Source organism: Exiguobacterium sp. MH3 (assembly GCF_000496635.1).
Taxonomy (GTDB): Bacteria; Bacillota; Bacilli; order Exiguobacteriales; family Exiguobacteriaceae; genus Exiguobacterium_A; species Exiguobacterium_A indicum.
On the sequence record NC_022794.1, the window covers coordinates 1,252,804 to 1,267,996 of the forward strand.

The 15,193-nt window shown below is 49.0% G+C and carries 18 protein-coding genes and 1 other RNA gene; 11 read left to right on the forward strand and 8 right to left on the reverse strand.

The window, feature by feature from the left end; all coding sequences use genetic code 11:
- Nucleotides 1–20 precede the first annotated feature (20 nt).
- The 3 genes from U719_RS06300 to U719_RS06310 form a co-directional block, all read right to left on the reverse strand.
- Complete coding sequence (locus U719_RS06300; protein WP_023467909.1) at nt 21–821, reverse strand: SMI1/KNR4 family protein; 801 nt, start codon at nt 819–821, stop codon at nt 21–23.
- A 106-nt stretch (nt 822–927) separates the two neighbouring features.
- Nucleotides 928–1,509, reverse strand: a complete 582-nt coding sequence (locus U719_RS06305) for a DUF1643 domain-containing protein (RefSeq protein WP_023467910.1) — start codon at nt 1,507–1,509, stop codon at nt 928–930.
- A gap of 15 nt (nt 1,510–1,524) precedes the next feature.
- Nucleotides 1,525–2,208: a lytic transglycosylase domain-containing protein gene (locus U719_RS06310; RefSeq protein WP_023467911.1), complete on the reverse strand. Its 684-nt coding sequence runs from the start codon at nt 2,206–2,208 to the stop codon at nt 1,525–1,527.
- Nucleotides 2,209–2,315: 107 nt separating this feature from the next.
- Here U719_RS06310 and U719_RS16420 point away from each other — a divergent pair, with 107 nt between their 5' ends.
- From U719_RS16420 to U719_RS06335, 5 genes are all read left to right on the forward strand, one after another.
- Entirely contained in the window at nt 2,316–2,990 is a 675-nt protein-coding gene (locus U719_RS16420) for a CPBP family intramembrane glutamic endopeptidase (RefSeq protein WP_023467912.1), read from the forward strand.
- Nucleotides 2,991–3,125: 135 nt separating this feature from the next.
- A complete protein-coding gene (locus U719_RS06320) occupies nt 3,126–3,560 on the forward strand; it encodes a hypothetical protein (protein ID WP_235147640.1) in 435 nt (144 codons plus the stop codon).
- A 299-nt stretch (nt 3,561–3,859) separates the two neighbouring features.
- Complete coding sequence (locus U719_RS06325) at nt 3,860–4,540, forward strand: ABC transporter ATP-binding protein (RefSeq protein ID WP_023467914.1); 681 nt, start codon at nt 3,860–3,862, stop codon at nt 4,538–4,540.
- Nucleotides 4,537–5,355 (forward strand): hypothetical protein, encoded by an 819-nt coding sequence (locus U719_RS06330; RefSeq protein ID WP_023467915.1) that lies wholly within the window; start codon nt 4,537–4,539, stop codon nt 5,353–5,355. Before U719_RS06325 ends, U719_RS06330 begins: the two co-directional genes overlap by 4 nt.
- Before the next feature lie 12 nt (nt 5,356–5,367).
- Nucleotides 5,368–6,438 (forward strand): hypothetical protein, encoded by a 1,071-nt coding sequence (locus U719_RS06335; protein WP_023467916.1) that lies wholly within the window; start codon nt 5,368–5,370, stop codon nt 6,436–6,438.
- Nucleotides 6,439–6,537: 99 nt separating this feature from the next.
- On the opposite strand, the gene U719_RS06340 is transcribed toward U719_RS06335, so the two are convergent.
- The 3 genes from U719_RS06340 to U719_RS06350 all read right to left on the reverse strand — a co-directional run bounded on the left by U719_RS06340 (nt 6,538) and on the right by U719_RS06350 (nt 7,991).
- Nucleotides 6,538–7,431, reverse strand: coding sequence for a hypothetical protein (locus U719_RS06340; RefSeq protein ID WP_023467917.1), 894 nt, complete (start codon nt 7,429–7,431; stop codon nt 6,538–6,540).
- 89 nt (nt 7,432–7,520) lie between these two features.
- Nucleotides 7,521–7,727, reverse strand: a complete 207-nt coding sequence (locus U719_RS06345) for a DUF2922 family protein (RefSeq protein WP_023467918.1) — start codon at nt 7,725–7,727, stop codon at nt 7,521–7,523.
- Between the two features lie 36 nt (nt 7,728–7,763).
- Nucleotides 7,764–7,991, reverse strand: a complete 228-nt coding sequence (locus U719_RS06350) for a hypothetical protein (protein WP_023467919.1) — start codon at nt 7,989–7,991, stop codon at nt 7,764–7,766.
- Nucleotides 7,992–8,059: 68 nt separating this feature from the next.
- Between U719_RS06350 and U719_RS06355 the strand changes: the two genes are divergently transcribed.
- From U719_RS06355 to U719_RS06370, 4 genes are all read left to right on the forward strand, one after another.
- Nucleotides 8,060–9,055: a TrkA family potassium uptake protein gene (locus tag U719_RS06355; protein ID WP_235147642.1), complete on the forward strand. Its 996-nt coding sequence runs from the start codon at nt 8,060–8,062 to the stop codon at nt 9,053–9,055.
- A gap of 69 nt (nt 9,056–9,124) precedes the next feature.
- Complete coding sequence (locus tag U719_RS06360) at nt 9,125–9,817, forward strand: hypothetical protein (RefSeq protein WP_023467921.1); 693 nt, start codon at nt 9,125–9,127, stop codon at nt 9,815–9,817.
- Between the two features lie 59 nt (nt 9,818–9,876).
- The gene (locus tag U719_RS06365) at nt 9,877–10,290 is read left to right on the forward strand and encodes a hypothetical protein (RefSeq protein ID WP_023467922.1); all 414 of its coding nucleotides are present in this window, start codon (nt 9,877–9,879) and stop codon (nt 10,288–10,290) included.
- A gap of 49 nt (nt 10,291–10,339) precedes the next feature.
- On the forward strand, nt 10,340–11,683 hold the full coding sequence (locus U719_RS06370; RefSeq protein ID WP_023467923.1) for a S8 family peptidase: 1,344 nt from the start codon (nt 10,340–10,342) through the stop codon (nt 11,681–11,683).
- A gap of 47 nt (nt 11,684–11,730) precedes the next feature.
- On the opposite strand, the gene U719_RS06375 is transcribed toward U719_RS06370, so the two are convergent.
- The gene (locus tag U719_RS06375) at nt 11,731–12,174 is read right to left on the reverse strand and encodes a hypothetical protein (protein WP_041255063.1); all 444 of its coding nucleotides are present in this window, start codon (nt 12,172–12,174) and stop codon (nt 11,731–11,733) included.
- A 134-nt stretch (nt 12,175–12,308) separates the two neighbouring features.
- Here U719_RS06375 and rnpB point away from each other — a divergent pair.
- Both rnpB and U719_RS06380 read left to right on the forward strand, forming a co-directional pair.
- An RNA gene (rnpB, locus tag U719_RS16585) (RNase P RNA component class B) lies at nt 12,309–12,682 on the forward strand.
- Between the two features lie 111 nt (nt 12,683–12,793).
- The gene (locus tag U719_RS06380) at nt 12,794–13,939 is read left to right on the forward strand and encodes a class I SAM-dependent RNA methyltransferase (RefSeq protein ID WP_023467925.1); all 1,146 of its coding nucleotides are present in this window, start codon (nt 12,794–12,796) and stop codon (nt 13,937–13,939) included.
- A gap of 71 nt (nt 13,940–14,010) precedes the next feature.
- On the opposite strand, the gene U719_RS06385 is transcribed toward U719_RS06380, so the two are convergent.
- Nucleotides 14,011–15,159 (reverse strand): site-specific integrase, encoded by a 1,149-nt coding sequence (locus U719_RS06385; RefSeq protein ID WP_023467926.1) that lies wholly within the window; start codon nt 15,157–15,159, stop codon nt 14,011–14,013.
- Nucleotides 15,160–15,193: the final 34 nt, after the last annotated feature.

Here is a 15,193-nt window from a genome sequence, read left to right on the forward strand (position 1 = left end):
TACTGGCTTTATGGTTTAGGTCATAACTCTTCGTCTATCTCTTCATCCATCCAAGATAGCAAGTCTTCTGCATCGAGATTGTCACCTTTACTGAGGATCAAGGTCGTGACGTCATCTCGTTTCTGTTCTAACAACTCCGGGTTGTTCGTCAAGACTTCCATGAGGTAATACGCATAAGAGTCGAGGAGATCAGGCTGGTCGTTTCGTTCGATCAGTGTCATGAACGCTTCGATGAGTTCTTCCTGTTCTTCATCGAGAATCATCCAGTGGGAGTAGGCGAGAAGTTTTTCGTTTTCGTCATCTCCACGGAGAATGTCCTTGATTTCAGGTAACGTCAGAAATACGACATCCGGCATGACGACTTCCGGAACATCGCTACTCAGCTTCGTTAACCACTCGTCATATGTCGCCGCGACGAAATGGGTCGTTTCATCCGAAATATCGAGGCACCAGACAGTCGGCTCAGCAGCCTCCATGAAGTGGAAGTACCAAAAATAGCTACCTTCTCCTTCCGCGAACATCATGACGTTTCCTTCGACATCCCATTCCCGGAGGATCGACAATTCGTCTAGATACCGTTCGAATGTCAATGACGACATGGAGCGGAGTGGGAGATGCAATCCAGTTTCTTCGTCCGACCATGTATTCTCGAATTCGACCATCACGGCCATGGCTTCCGGAGCACCGCCGTTTTGTTCCTGGATTTGTTCGAGGTAACGGACGGGGAGTCGACCGTTAACGGCTTGCTCGATTCGTTTAATGTCTGTTTCTTTGACTGAAATCATCGTTTCTTCCTGTAATTCTTCATCCCAAAATGGCATCGTATGACCTTCCTTGCTATGTAATATGTAGACCTTGATTATACGCGAAGTTGATGGAAAATGTTTCAAAAAAAGGACCCTTGCCGTTATGGAAGGGTCCATTGCGTCATTTACGACGCAATTTTTTCGCTTTTTGTTTCATGTCGTTATACGTGATCATCGGGCTATCGTCCATCGTCAAGCGTAGATGGTTCGGTTCGCCTTTGTTCGTGATGCCGGAGCAATAGAGGATGTCGGCATACTGCTCAAACAGTTCCTCATATGCCGGAAGGTGGTGCATCAGTCGACCAGGCGATCCCCAGCCACAGAGGACGACGCCATTTTTTGCTTTGACTTCAGCAAGTGTCTTCGCGACGAACTCATAGTTCGTCTCATCGAAGCTCGCTTGCGCGAACGGCAGATCCTCGCTGACGAGCAGGTCCGGCATCAAACTGATGATGTCATATTGTTTGACGGGGTCACTGACATACTTCTTCATCAAATTGTACGCACGTTGTGTCGTCGTTCCAGAGAGAAAGGCATCCGTCGTCCGTGGTGTGTAGATTAAAGCGGCGACGTGCGTCCCTTCTGCGATGTCGTCAAAGATGTAGCTTCGTAAATAGCGTTTCGTCTTGTCTCGATCAAACGTCGTCTGGACGCGGATCGACGATTCCTCAATCAAGAGTTCGGAAGAATCGGCTGGTGTCATGGGTGGTGCCTCCTTTTAATTGGTCAAACGTGAGCTGATGCGAAGGAAGAATGCGAGTGTTTTCTTCTTGAGGTCGAGGTCGTTCGCATCGATCGCCTCGACATGTTGCTGGTAACGATCATATTGGGCGAGCACGTCAGAAACATATTGTTCACTGCGATTGTATTCAAACAGTGCTGTCGCGAGCGTGTCTCGGTCTGATGTCTTCGTAACATCGTGTTGGTTCAGGTATTTCGCTGCCGTGTGGGCGCTGTCGACGAGACTCGTCGGATCGGCTTTCCCGTCGCCGTCCGCGTCCACTCCGAGACCACCATATTTCTCGATGGCTTCCGGATCCGTCACGTCGATGCCGTCATGCTCGATGTCACCGAGCGACGTGCCACCTTCGTATCCCCAACCGACCCATGTTTTCGGCATGAATTGGAACGGACCGATGGCGCCAACGGACGATTGCATCGCTGACGAGTTTGAGAAGATTGTCTCGACGCGATGGATGGAGGCGAGTAGCTTCCAGTCGATGCCGTAACGTGCCGCGGCTTGTTCGTAGATGTCGATGTTCTCGGCAGGTACGCCATGCTGTCCATAATACGTACGATACATTTCATTTTGAACACGTTCCCGATTTTGCCAGTAGATGAAACTACTGACGATGAGGGCGAACAGTACGAACAAGATGCTGATTCGAAAAACTTTTCGCATATTGTTCTCTCCTCTGTATAGGATTCCACTGAATGGTATCATATTTTAGTAGGGTCTAATAGCACTTTCTGTGACGGGAGTGTGGAATCAAAAAAGGAGTCGAAGTCATGTATCTCTTCGTAAATGGATTTTTACTCGGATTGCTCGTCGTCCTTTCAATCATCGCAGCGGTCCGACCGGTCGACTTGACGATCGTCCCACGCAAGGAATTCTACCCCTCGATGGTCCAGTCGAGCGGTATCTTATGTCTGTTGCTCGTCGGTGGAACGCTGGTCAGCGGTACGCTGTTACCGGAAATCGGCTTGACGTTTTTTGTCCCAAGTGGACCAATCTGGTACGCGACGATCGGACTGATCGTCTTTCTCTGTATCGTCTTGCTTTTGACAGCGACCGTTCCAGCGTTTCGCAAACGTTTGTTGCCGCTCTATCAAAGTGAGGCGGAACGACTGATTCTGCCGCGAACAAAAGAGGAGCGAACCGGGTTCCAAATGGTCGCGCTGATGGCAGGAGTGACGGAAGAGTTGATCTATCGCGGGTTTCTCTTTCATACGCTCGGATTATTTTTACCGTTTTCAGACGTTAGCTTTGTCTGGATCGGGGCCATCTTGTTCGGGGTCGCCCATCGTTATCAAGGGTGGTTCGCGATTCTCGTGACGGGGCTGATCGGGGCGGGGTTCGGCTACTTGTATCTAGCGCTCGAGACACTCTGGCCGCTGATCATCATCCATGTCTTGATTGATCTCGTTGCCGTCTACGTCTACAAGGACGATGTTAATTCCTGACATCGTCAAAAAGCGTTGAGTTTGATAGACTGAATGTCAAGCGAAGTTATCGTTTAAATTGGTCAAGTTGACGGTTGCAGAATAGGTCAAATGACAGGTAGAATGAGAAGGTAAACGCTTACACATCAAAAGGAGATGGATGAAACCATGCGAACGATCACTTCCACTGGCGAGCGAAAGAAGACGAGTTGGGCATTGAATATCGGCAATCAGCCACATTTGATGATGGATGGTGTGACAGAACAAACGCTTGATGCCGAGCAGCGTGTTGTCTATGACGAATTTTTAATTCCGACGACGGACACTTTGATTCATCGGTTCAAAGCCCGCTTCCCGAACCATCTCTGCGAGAACGGGTATGATGTGTATGGCGCTGCCGCTTTTGACGAACAGGTCGTCGAACTGATCTCGAATTGGTTTATCGAGCTGGTCACCGTCTTAACAGCGATGCAGCGGACGAAAGGCATTCAGCATGTCCAGATTGAAGGCGGTGTCGCAAAACGGACCGACTTCTTACCGACCGTGCGTCGGACATGCCGGGCACTGGAGTCGACGATTGATATTTATTGAAGTACCAGTCACGTGTTCAGAGGGGGTGTCCATCAGGGCGTCCTCTCTTTTTTGTTCATCTCGAATCGTTTTCCTAGAAAGCGTTTTTGAGTGAACAAAACGTCTCTTCTTTCATAAATTAAATAGCAAAAACGAAATCGAAATACTCGCAGAGTCGGACATGATTGTCCGGCTCTTTTTCATTTTCTGGATGATAGCAGGAAAAAACAGGTTGACGCTAGACTGTATGGCATGTACCATACAGTTAACAGATGTACTATTGTCTTAATACAATGGTCGTAATCAAGGAGGGAAGTCTAGTGCTTGAAGTGAAATGGCTACAAAAGCGATACGGACGAAAAAAGCACGTCTTACGTGACGTGACGTTCTCTGTCGGTCTAAACGAAGTGACATGTCTGATCGGCTTGAACGGGGAAGGGAAGTCAACGATCCTAAAAGCAATTCTCGGTTTGATTCCGGTGGATGCCGGGACGGTGACGGTCGACGGTAAAACGTCGCGTGACAAAATCGCATTCGTGCCTGATCTTCAGACGATGCCGAGCTACATGACGATCGGACAAGCGCTCACGTATATGGCGGATCATTATCCGGATTGGAATCAAGAGACAGCGGAACGGTTACTAGAGACGTTCCAGCTGTTTACGACGGATAAAATGGCGAACTTATCAAAAGGGAACAAGGCGAAGTTCAATCTCGTCTTAGGATTCGCGCTTGATCGACCGTACATATTACTCGACGAACCGCTCGCGGGAATCGATCTCTTCATGAAGGAACAGATTGCCTGGATTTTCTCAAGTGAGTTCATGGAAGGACGAAGCATCCTGATGACGACACACGAAATCGCTGAGGTCGAGCAGGTGATTGACCGAGTATTATTCTTACGGGACGGAAAGATCGTTGAAGTCAAAGAGACGGATGAGCTGCGCGGCCGTCATCATCAATCGGTCCAGGACCGGATGCGGGAGGTTTATCAAGGATGAAACGTTGGTTGTTATTAACGAATGAAGAACTGAAACGAAGTACGAAATTACTGGTTTTGTTGATTTCAGGATTGATTGTCGCAGAAATTGCGTCACTGCTCTATCAGATTTACGATTATCAGCACTCGGTTGAGGCAACGATGCGGATCGAACAGATATCAGAACTCGACGCCATCGAGCAGGGTGGTGGTCCGCTGTTATTTGCGCAAGCAACGAATTTTTACGATTCGATCATTGTATTAGCGATGGGGATGATTGTCCTGTTCGCGTTCTGGATTTGGTACCGCGACTGGATGGGCGAGACGAAGTACATCTACCGGCTACTATTGCTTCCTGGATCACGCCGGGCGATTGTTGCATCGAAGATGACGACACTCTTACTTGTCGTCGCTAGTCTGATCGGCATCCAGTGGGTCTTGTTGTTGCTTAGTCGCACTCTCTACTTATGGTTATTACCAGATGCTCAACAAGTCACAGCTAGCATCAACGAATACTCCTTCTACATGAAGTTGTTCTACACAATGTATCCGAGTGATATTTTATTCATCTTACTGATGACATTCATCGTCATCTCGTTCGTTTTCATGACAGTTTTACTTGAGCGATCGTTCCGAAAGAGCAAAGCGTTCTTCCTCGTCGGATTAACCGGGATTGCGCTGATTGCCGGGTGGATCGTGATAGGTGTGACGTTGTCAGCTATTTCGAACGATTTGAGTCAACTGCACATGCAATTTTATCTCGGGTACGTCGTGCTCTTGACGTTATATGTGTCGTACAAAAATCTGCGGTTAGTCCAGACGCGCCTATCCGTCTAAAGGAGAACTCTCATGAAACGATATCGTCAACTTTTGATCTATGGATTGATCATTCTCATGACAATTGGAAGCTACATCGGTTATACACTATCGATCCAAGGGGCGGACTTGTCGCTTGAGACCGTCAGTGGAAAGACTTCGCAAATCGAAAATTTTAATTTACGTCTTCAGACGAAAGGGATGCGCTCGACGATTTATGATGTCAACGCAAAGGGTGACATCGAAAAACAGTCAAACTCTTACGTCGGACAACTATTCCGTGAAGATAAAATGACGGATTTACCAGACAAATATTATGCATTCACGATGCAAATGGAAACAAATGTAAGTGGAGGTGAACAATCGGAGTATGCGATTCAGATTAAACACAATAAATTACGATTTAAGATGTTTACGTTCAAGACGGAGGAGATGTTTGAGAAAACATTTCAGTATGATACAAAACTTGAGACAGGGATTGACGTACAAGCCAGTGTCATCGATAAGCAGGCGATGAAAGTTTACATCCAACTTGATCGGATCGATCAGCCCACGAAAACGAAACTTCTTGTGCTCGATTTAACAGGCGACCGAGTCGAAGAAATCGTTCTTCAAAAACCAGTAGCGCCTAAAAACGCGCGTCAATTTTTAGCAATTCATCAAAATGAGATCGTCTACACGGAACAACCATTTGATGGCGACGAAGAGAACACGAAACATTCTTATTTCCTTGATGATGGGAAAAGCGTTCGGTCCATCGAGGAGTTAGATCAGCAACAAATCGGTTATACGCCTTATGCAAATGGTCGTTACCTGATTGGACTCCGTCTGCCAGAAGGAGAGACGAAACGCATCGAATGGTCGACGTTCGACTTGGAAACAAAACGATTATCCGAGCATAGTGTAAGTAGTCCGCTTGTTTTGAAAAAGATTGATTGGTTGGATTCTACGGACGAGATGCAGCTTTATCTCTCATCCGAGACGAACGCTGGCTTCCAAGTGTCCGTGATTGATTTGAAGCATGAGCAATTGATATATCAGGGAAAAATCAAGGATGCGAATCGCAAAAAAGGAACGAATATCTACGATTTTTCAGTTCAATGATCAACGAATACAAAAACGCTTCACACCGGAAAAGTTGTCCGGTGCGAAGCGTTATTTTTTCGTTTTGACTAGGAATCGATACGTGTTAAGGCGAAAGCATTAAGACGTGAAGTTTTTCTCTGCCGCTTTACAGGCACGCAATAAGGCATCCTTGAAGAAGCGATCTTCTTGCGAAGCAAGTTGTTGTGTCGCTTCTTCGTCACCACGCAGGGAGCGGGCGAGCATCTGGATGACCTTGACCCAGCGCCGGACGTGATCGAGCTGCGGGCGACCCATCGCGACGTAAACCGTGAACCAATCGTTCTGATCGCGACGGATCATCCGTTGGAACAGTGATTTTGCAAGGTCGACTTCTTCGGTCGTCGGGAGCTCGTTCGTCTCGAAATAGCGACGTAAAGCGGCGACGGCAGTCGCATACGCTGCCTTGACGTCTTCTGACGGCTGGTGTTTGCCGTAATCGGATGTCGACAAATGAAGTAAGGCAGGTTTCTTTTCGACACCCGTGATCCAGGCGGAAATCGTCTTGTTGCCTTTATAGGCTTGACGGTTCGCGACCGGGAGTTTCGCCGTGACGTTACCGACTTTTCCGATTAAGGTCACTTTGTTGTTGCGATCCTGAATTTCGGTCACTTTCATCTCGACTGTATCCCCCATTTCATGAGGAATGGCTTTTGGCTGGAGCTTTTCTCCTGCCGAGAGCGGTGAACGCTTGCGGATCATCCGCAGTGCTTCTTGTTCAATCCGGTCGTCAAGCGACCACAGATGTTCCGGTGGGACGTTGCGGAACCGGCGACGTCGGACCTTGATGTACTGGTCAAGCGCGTCAGCAGCTTGCTCCCGCGTCGATTCACCACGTGCGACGGGGCCGATGATGTCTCGGAGCGTAATGGATTCGAGACGTTCCATGATGCCTTCGAACGGGATGAGTTCCATTACGTAGAGACTACAGACGACGAGTTCGCATTCGCGAGGAGTGAGTGGGCGTTTGGCCATAAATTGACTTCCTTTCAGCTGGTTGATGTTTCTAGTATACCAAAAAAAAGCCATCGTCACGTAATCCCGTGACGATGGACTGAAAAAGCTTACAAGACGAATGCCGATTCCGAACTGTTTTGCAATTCGGCGGACGAGAGACGTGTGACACCGTTCATGAACGGGTCATGGGCGACGAACAAGTCACCGATTGCTTTGATCTCAGCCACGGTCGCATTCTCCTTTGCGCCAGCGATGCGTAAGCGATACGGCTTTTTCGTCACCGTATCGAACGTCAGGACGATCGTATGTTCCATCAATGGTCACTCCTTTCATGAAATGTAGAGGATGGGTTATGCCTTCAGTAAAGCGTAGTCACGGCTGATTTCCGTCAGCGCGTAGCGTCCGTCGAGTAAGCTGCCGATCGATTGCCCAATCGAAGCGACGACGTCTGCTGGAAGATTCGAACGTAAGCCGTTGTAGCGGCGGCGAGCGACGACGGCATCACCGTTTGCTGTCACCTTGTCCTTACGCTCGAAGACGATGACGAGACTCGTCTTGATCTCTTCTGCTTGTGTCATGTGTATCACCTCCTTCGCCCTTATTGACAGGGGAAGAGACCGGATTGTTCGAAAGGAATGAAAAAAACATGGTCTGGTTACGTTTTTTACGAAAAGTCTCGTTTCTACGGATGCGGACGCTCGGATATGCATCGTTGATCTTCGTCTTCGGTGTCGCGGGTATCATGTATGCGCTTGAGCCGGAGACGTTCGGGTCCTACTTCCGCGCTGTCTACTGGACGATGACGACCGTCGTCACGGTCGGATACGGTGACTTCTTCCCGAACTCGGATACCGGTCGCATTCTGACGATTTTCGTGTTCATCTTCGGGATCGGGATCGTCGGTGGATTGATCTCAAAACTGGTCGATGGTGTCCAGTTGATTCGTAATCAAAAGGAAAGAGGGTTGTTACAAGTGAAGGAAACAGGACATACGGTCGTCTTCGGATACAGTCGGCGTTCGAAGCACGTCATCGAGTCATTGCTCGAACATACGGATGTCGTCCTCGTCGACGACCTAGAGCGGGAGCCCTTCAGTCACCCTCGGTTCCATTACGTCTGTGGTGATCCGGCGCTGACGTCGACGCTCGAGCGAGCTCACATCGAAAAGGCGGTCCGTGCGATCGTTCTCGCGGATCATTCGATTCCCCCGGTCCATGCTGACGGACGGACACTGTTGATCGCTTCAAGCATCGAACGGGCGAATCCGAACATTTACACGATCGTCGAGATGATGCTCGAAGAACACCTCGACAGCTTTGAACAGGTCAAGGTCGATGAGGTGTTGCTTGGTGACGAGACGATTGCCCGGATGGCGATCCTCGCGTCCCATCATCCTGGCGTGACGAAGGTCGTGACGAATCTGTTGACGAAAGACGGTGAAGGGATGTTCTCGATTCCGACGCGACCGGAATGGGCGACATACCGCGATGCGTTTCATGCCTTGCTAGAAGAAGGGGTGACGATTCTGTCCGACGGGAAACGGCTTGATTTGAATCGGCGACTTGATGAAACGATTCCGAAAAACGGGACATTGATCGTCCTTTGCTCAGAAGAGACGGCGAATCGAATTGGAGCGATTTAGGGAAGAAAGGATTTAACTAATCTTTTTTCGGGTATAGTAAACAAATTTACTAGACGGAGGAAAAGGATTATGACACAACCACAACCAGAATGGATTCAAGAATTATTCGAGACGGTCGATCAAGGCGAAATTAAAAACGCACCAAAATTACTCTATATGGCATTAACGCTTGAACCAAATTATTTTACAAAAGCAGTTAGCCGTTTTAATCAGCGATTGGAAGTCGAACCATTAACGGACGTTTCGGAATTGCTGACGGTCTATCGTCAATTCTTCCTTTCAGCTAATCCATCGGAAGAATACTGGTCGCTTGCCTGGAACGAACTCATCCAGACCCTACAACATATGATCGATCGACCAGAAGCACAGCAATTACTTAAAGAACATGTCGATTTACTCGACTGGTGGTCAAGTGAATCGTTGCTGTCGCTCCCGAGTTGGTTAACGATTCTCGACGTTGCAGAACGCATCGATGCGCTTGATCAATTTAGCAGTTATCTTCCAGATATCTTCGAGAGCTACGCGCTCGAGACAGCAAAGGATGAGCCGTTCGCTCGACTTGCCTGGTACGCGCTCGCGAGCAATCAACAAGCGTTGCTTGCCCCGTACAGAGACCGGATTGAAGCCGGTTCGTCGAAGGAAATTCAGTCTCTTCGTCAAGCGGATCTCCTCGATCAAATTGAAACGACACGGGTCGTTATGTTAAAGTCGAAAGATAACGAGCCGATTGAATTAACATTTGATCGAAAATGGACATTATAAATTATCGAAGAAAAAATGACACCTAGAAGCCGCACGAATCCAATCCAAGGGGTGTAGGGATGATTCACGTCAATTTACCGAGTGGTGACTATGTCGTGTTAGTAGAAATAAATCGTGAAGTGCTGCTGTGTCATTCGATTGAAGAAGCGGAACAAGCACAACGCGACCGGTATGAACTGGTCGGACGGATGAGCGAACGCTTGCCGGCAGAAGTGATTGGACCCTCGATTGCGGACTTCGTCCGCTTTTCGACCGGGTTCATCGGCGAAGAAGTAACGTGGCATGAAGAAGAGGAAGCGTTCTTTTGCCAACAGTTCGAGACGTTCGACGGGTCCCCGTTAGGTGAAGATCTGACAGGCATCGATGCAACGCGTTGGCGTGCGGTCCTTGCACGCTATTATGCTTACGTGACGATCGGAAAAATCATTCCTTTTGAAGTCAGCGAAGAACCGGACGGTACGGTTCCGCTTTAGTCCAGACGATTCTTCGGTCGGCGCGTAAACAGAGAAGGGCAGGGTTCCCATGAAAAAGCAACTTGCACTACTCACGCTAGCGACAATCGTCGCCATGCCAACGTCTGCCTTTGCGCAGTCTCAATACGTACAATACGACCCAACTTTTACAGAACAACAAAAACAAAACTGGTTGGCGAATCAGGGGCTAAGCGAGATTCGTGCCTTGAAACAAAAAGGATTCTCTCTCGTCGAGCCACTTGCACATCTCGAAGAAGAGGATATCGATGCCGACTTGATTCCGATCACGGACGTCAAGAAAGCGACGGATTCTGCCCAGTTCCAGCAAACGTATCTCGATCAGTCACGGATCCCTACTTACTGGAAGTACAGCCGTGGTAAATCGGATATCCGCGTTGCAATCATTGATGACGCGATCGATACGAAACACCGCGAGTTCAAGGACGTCATTTATAAAACGACGACGATCTCGGGCATCCGTAAACCGGACGATCACGGAACGCACGTCGCTGGGATCGTCGGGGCACGGGAAGACGGGAAAGGGATCGTTGGTGTCGCATCCGGTGTTAAATTGATCGGAGCCGACGTATTCGATGGTGACTTTGCTGCGTCGATTGATATCGGTGACGGTATTTTGTATGCGATCGAGCAGGGAGCAGACGTCATCAACCTGTCGCTCGGACAATATGAATTCGATCCCTACATGGAAGAAGCAATCAAAAAAGCAGAAGCGAAGAACATCCTTGTCGTTGGAGCAGCGGGGAATGATGGACGCAATAAAGTGCTCTTCCCAGGTTCGATGAGTCAAGTCGTCGCCGTTGGAGCTGTTGGCACACTCGGTCGAGCGTCGACGTTCTCGAATTACGGCAAAGGACTTAACATCATGGCACCGGGTGAAGGGATTTATTCAACGATCGTTGGGAATAAGTATGGTTACTTAGACGGGACATCGATGGCAACACCGGTCGTCAGCGGGGTATTGGCGCTTGCGAAATCAAAGAATCCATTCGTCACGAATGAAGCGATGCGCAGTAAACTGTATGCTGCTGCGACCAAAAAAACAGGAGATACAAGTTCACATTACGGAGTCGGTCGCTTGAATGCCGGAATGTTAGCGGCGCTTCCAGCGCCAATTTCTAAAGTGTCGCTCCCTTCAACAGTCAAACCGAATCAACTATTCGCGTTTTACTTTGACGAATATTCGAATGCGAAAACGACGACCCGTCTTTATAAAGATGGGAAAGTCATTAAAACGTTCACCCAGTCGAAATTAAAAAATGGGACGCACAAGTTCACGTATCAATTGAAACAAAAAGGGTCCTATAAACTCGTATTCAAGACGAGTGGTGGACGCCATACGCGAACGGTTGAACGACTCCTGACCGTCAAATAAAAAAAGCGCCTCCCACCGAGTGGGAAACGCTGTACGAGACCTGAAGGTTACTTCGGGTCTTTTCCTTTTTTATAGACGGGCGTCGGAGGTGTTAATGCCTCTCCAGTCCACGTGATCATCGCTTCCATTTTGTATCCTGTGTCATCCTCATGGACGAACGACAGGCGACTGGAATCGATCAATTGGTATAAACCATAAGCGACCTGGTCGGCCCAAGAGCGTAACGTCATCGCATTATCATACAACGGGATTTGCTCAGGGAAACGTTCATTCATAAGCAAGATATCGTGTTGATCGAAATGATAGCTACGTTTTGAGAGTGCATCGGGCGCCTTGACGTTGAACGGCTCGAACGCGTGGATGAGCTCTCCTTGACGATAGAAGGCGAAGATGCCGTTTCGCAGATGAAGTGCCTTGATCTCATCGATCTCGATCAGGAACGTCAACTTGCGAACCGTTCGCCGGTTCGTACCAGAGCGTCGTTTTTTCATACTGCATGCCCCCTTCTGAACTCTTGTACTATACCGTGAAATGAGGCAGGGACGCAACTTTTTCGTTTATAAAACGAGAATTGCCTCTTGCAGGAAAGCGGCATCTACGCTACACTCATAAGCAGTGACTATGTTGGTTCGGACAATCGCGGGGCATTTCGGTGCTTTGAGGAAAGTCCATGCTCGCACAGCCTGCGATGGCTGTAGTGATCGTGCTACACAAAAAGATAAGTGTAGGCAGCGTCAAGCTGACGGCAGAAGGAACGCCTAAGTCTTCGGATAGGGCCGAAACTTCTTGAAGGTGCCACAGTGACGGAGCTTCATGGGAAACCATGAAGGTGGAACGAGGTAAACCCCACGAGCGAGAAACCCAAATTTGGTAGGGGAATTTCCGGAGCGGAATTGAACGCGAAGGAGAGCGTATGCAAATACGGAGATAGATGATTGTCGCCTGCGTGTGAGGGTCAAACCGTTTGAAACACTAAGGAACAGAACATGGCTTACAGGACCACATAGGCTGTTATTTTTAAGTTGAACGAGAGTCCAGGTCCACCCTGGGCTCTTTTTTTATTGCAATGAAACGATTCAGTGGAAGAAACAATAAAGGAGTGAACGCGATATGGCAAAACGCTTAGTCATCGCGACAGCGGCGATGGGAATCGAAGCGCTCGTCGCAAAAGAAGTCCGTGCGTTAGGATACGAATGTACGGTCGAGGACGGAAAGGTCTACATCGATTGTGAGATGGAGGACATTCCCCGTTTGAACATGTGGCTTCGGACAGCGGACCGGATCAAACTCGTCGTTGCTGAGTTCCGCGCGACGACATTCGAAAAATTGTTCGATCAAGTCAAGGCACTGCCGTGGCACGAATTGATGCCGTGGGATGCGAACTTCATCGTCAACGGTCGTTCGGTCAAGTCGAAGCTGTTCTCGATCCGTGACTGTCAGAAGATCACCGAGAAAGCAATCGTCTCGCACATGCAAGAACAGTACAACAAAGGAACGGAATGGTTGCCGAAGACAGGCGCAAGCTATCCGATTGAAGTTGCGTTGTTAAAAGATATCGCAACATTAACGATCGATACGTCAGGCGACGCATTACACAAACGCGGCTACCGTGAGTTCCACTCAGCAGCCCCACTCAAAGAAACGATGGCAGCAGCGATGCTGATGCTGACGAACTGGAAGCCGGATATGCCGCTCTACGACGTCTTCACCGGTTCAGGTACACTGGCGATCGAAGCAGCGATGATCGGGCGTAATATCGCACCAGGCATCAACCGCGAGTTCGTCTCACAGGAATGGAAATGCATTCCGAAGAAGGCATGGTTCGATGCGATCAACGAAGCGAACGAAAAAGCAGAGTGGGACAAACCGTTGAAGATCTACGCAAGCGATGTCGATCCAGAGATGGTCAAGCTCGCGAAAACGAACGCAGAACTCGCAGACGTCCGCGATGCGATCAACGTCATGCAACGCGACGCAGCAGACTTCAAACCAAAGGAAGACTTCGGTGTCATCATCGGGAACCCGCCTTACGGGGAGCGTTTGGAGGACGCACGTGAAGTCCATCAGCTCTACCGTAAGATTGGAACGGCGTACAAAGAATTCCCATACTACAGTGTCTATATGATCACGTCGTATGTTGAGTTCGAAAAAGCGTACGGTCGTCCAGCGACGAAGCGCCGGAAGCTCTATAACGGGAACATCGAAGTTCAGTTCTACCAATATTATGGTTTGCGTCGGAAAAGACCGCAGTCTTAAGCCATTTCTAGCACCTATAAAAATCTCATTGCACACTTATTGCACAGTTGATGTGAAAATCGGGATTTTTCTCACGAACCGCTCTGTTGAGCGGTTTTTTTGCGTTTCAAAAGCTGTTCGAATTGTTTCGCCGTATCCGATTGTAAAGTGTGCAATACGTGAGCATAGGTGTCCATTGTCAAAGTGGCGTCCGCATGACCCAGTCTTTCCTGGATTACCTTCGCGTGGACACCGATTTCCATCAAGAGTGAAGCATGCGTATGACGAAGACCGTGCAATGTGATCTTCGGGAGTGCAGCGGTCTTGAACGTCTCAATGTGACGCCGACGTAGCCCTGAATGCCATAGATAGGCGCCCGATACACCAAGGCAGACCAAGTCTTCTTCATTTCGCCAGCCCATACGCAAACTATCGTAGCGTTGTTCGACACGGATGCGACGAAGTTCTTCAGCGACATGCGGAGAGATGGTGACGACCCGGACCTTCTTACCTTTTGTGTTTGAGAATGAATAGCCTCCCTTGACCTCGATTGCCGTCCGTTTCACCATGATGACCATCCGTTCGAAGTCGACATCCGACCAGCGCAAAGCCGTCGCCTCACGAGCACGAAGACCGGTGTAGCTGATCAACATCACCGCAGCGTAGTTCCCCGTCGTCATCACATCACGTGCGGTGCGCAAGTAGCGGGAGAGTTGTTCTGCGGAATACGTCTGCATCTCCTTTAGCCCTTCGTTCAATTTCGTGACCGCTGAGAAGGGATTTGACCCTCTGTAATTGTTCATCCGAATCGCCCAACTGAACATGCCGACGAAGATGGCACGTCTAGAGTTGACCGTCGAAGCTTTGATTTGATCCCGGTGCCAATCCGCGAGCAGACGTTGCGCATGGATGGCTTCAACCCGATCGACCTTCAGCTTCATGAACCAATCTGGTATTTGTCGGACGATGGAGCGGTAGGAATGATAGGTGGTTGTGGCCTTGGTCAGTCGGACATGGTCCTCGAGCCACAGTTCGATGAGTTGTTCCATCGTTCTTACTTGAATGACTTTCTGGATCGTCCCATCTCTTCGCGCAGTCAGTTGCTCTGCGATCCAAAACTCAACCTCTTGTTTTCGTTTGTTGGAGTAGTAGTGCTGGATTCGTTTTCCTCGTTCATCTGTACCGAGTGAGAGTCGAACCCACCATAGTCCAGTCTTCGGATTCTTTTTGATATTTGCCATAGTCATGGCCCCCAGTTCATGCTTTTTAGAACGT

What these genes read in the sequence shown, in the direction of transcription:
- U719_RS06360 (WP_023467921.1), top strand. Translation starts at nt 9,125, where the DNA reads ATGACACAACCACAACCAGAATGGATTCAAGAATTATTCGAGACGGTC.
- U719_RS16420 (WP_023467912.1), top strand. Translation starts at nt 2,316, where the DNA reads ATGTATCTCTTCGTAAATGGATTTTTACTCGGATTGCTCGTCGTCCTT.
- U719_RS06380 (WP_023467925.1), top strand. Translation starts at nt 12,794, where the DNA reads ATGGCAAAACGCTTAGTCATCGCGACAGCGGCGATGGGAATCGAAGCG.
- U719_RS06370 (WP_023467923.1), top strand. Translation starts at nt 10,340, where the DNA reads ATGAAAAAGCAACTTGCACTACTCACGCTAGCGACAATCGTCGCCATG.
- U719_RS06365 (WP_023467922.1), top strand. Translation starts at nt 9,877, where the DNA reads ATGATTCACGTCAATTTACCGAGTGGTGACTATGTCGTGTTAGTAGAA.
- U719_RS06375 (WP_041255063.1), bottom strand. Translation starts at nt 12,174, where the DNA reads ATGAAAAAACGACGCTCTGGTACGAACCGGCGAACGGTTCGCAAGTTG.
- U719_RS06345 (WP_023467918.1), bottom strand. Translation starts at nt 7,727, where the DNA reads ATGGAACATACGATCGTCCTGACGTTCGATACGGTGACGAAAAAGCCG.
- U719_RS06340 (WP_023467917.1), bottom strand. Translation starts at nt 7,431, where the DNA reads ATGGCCAAACGCCCACTCACTCCTCGCGAATGCGAACTCGTCGTCTGT.
- U719_RS06385 (WP_023467926.1), bottom strand. Translation starts at nt 15,159, where the DNA reads ATGGCAAATATCAAAAAGAATCCGAAGACTGGACTATGGTGGGTTCGA.
- U719_RS06310 (WP_023467911.1), bottom strand. Translation starts at nt 2,208, where the DNA reads ATGCGAAAAGTTTTTCGAATCAGCATCTTGTTCGTACTGTTCGCCCTC.
- U719_RS06355 (WP_235147642.1), top strand. Translation starts at nt 8,060, where the DNA reads ATGGTCTGGTTACGTTTTTTACGAAAAGTCTCGTTTCTACGGATGCGG.
- U719_RS06305 (WP_023467910.1), bottom strand. Translation starts at nt 1,509, where the DNA reads ATGACACCAGCCGATTCTTCCGAACTCTTGATTGAGGAATCGTCGATC.
- U719_RS06350 (WP_023467919.1), bottom strand. Translation starts at nt 7,991, where the DNA reads ATGACACAAGCAGAAGAGATCAAGACGAGTCTCGTCATCGTCTTCGAG.
- U719_RS06300 (WP_023467909.1), bottom strand. Translation starts at nt 821, where the DNA reads ATGCCATTTTGGGATGAAGAATTACAGGAAGAAACGATGATTTCAGTC.
- U719_RS06320 (WP_235147640.1), top strand. Translation starts at nt 3,126, where the DNA reads ATGGATGAAACCATGCGAACGATCACTTCCACTGGCGAGCGAAAGAAG.
- U719_RS06335 (WP_023467916.1), top strand. Translation starts at nt 5,368, where the DNA reads ATGAAACGATATCGTCAACTTTTGATCTATGGATTGATCATTCTCATG.
- U719_RS06330 (WP_023467915.1), top strand. Translation starts at nt 4,537, where the DNA reads ATGAAACGTTGGTTGTTATTAACGAATGAAGAACTGAAACGAAGTACG.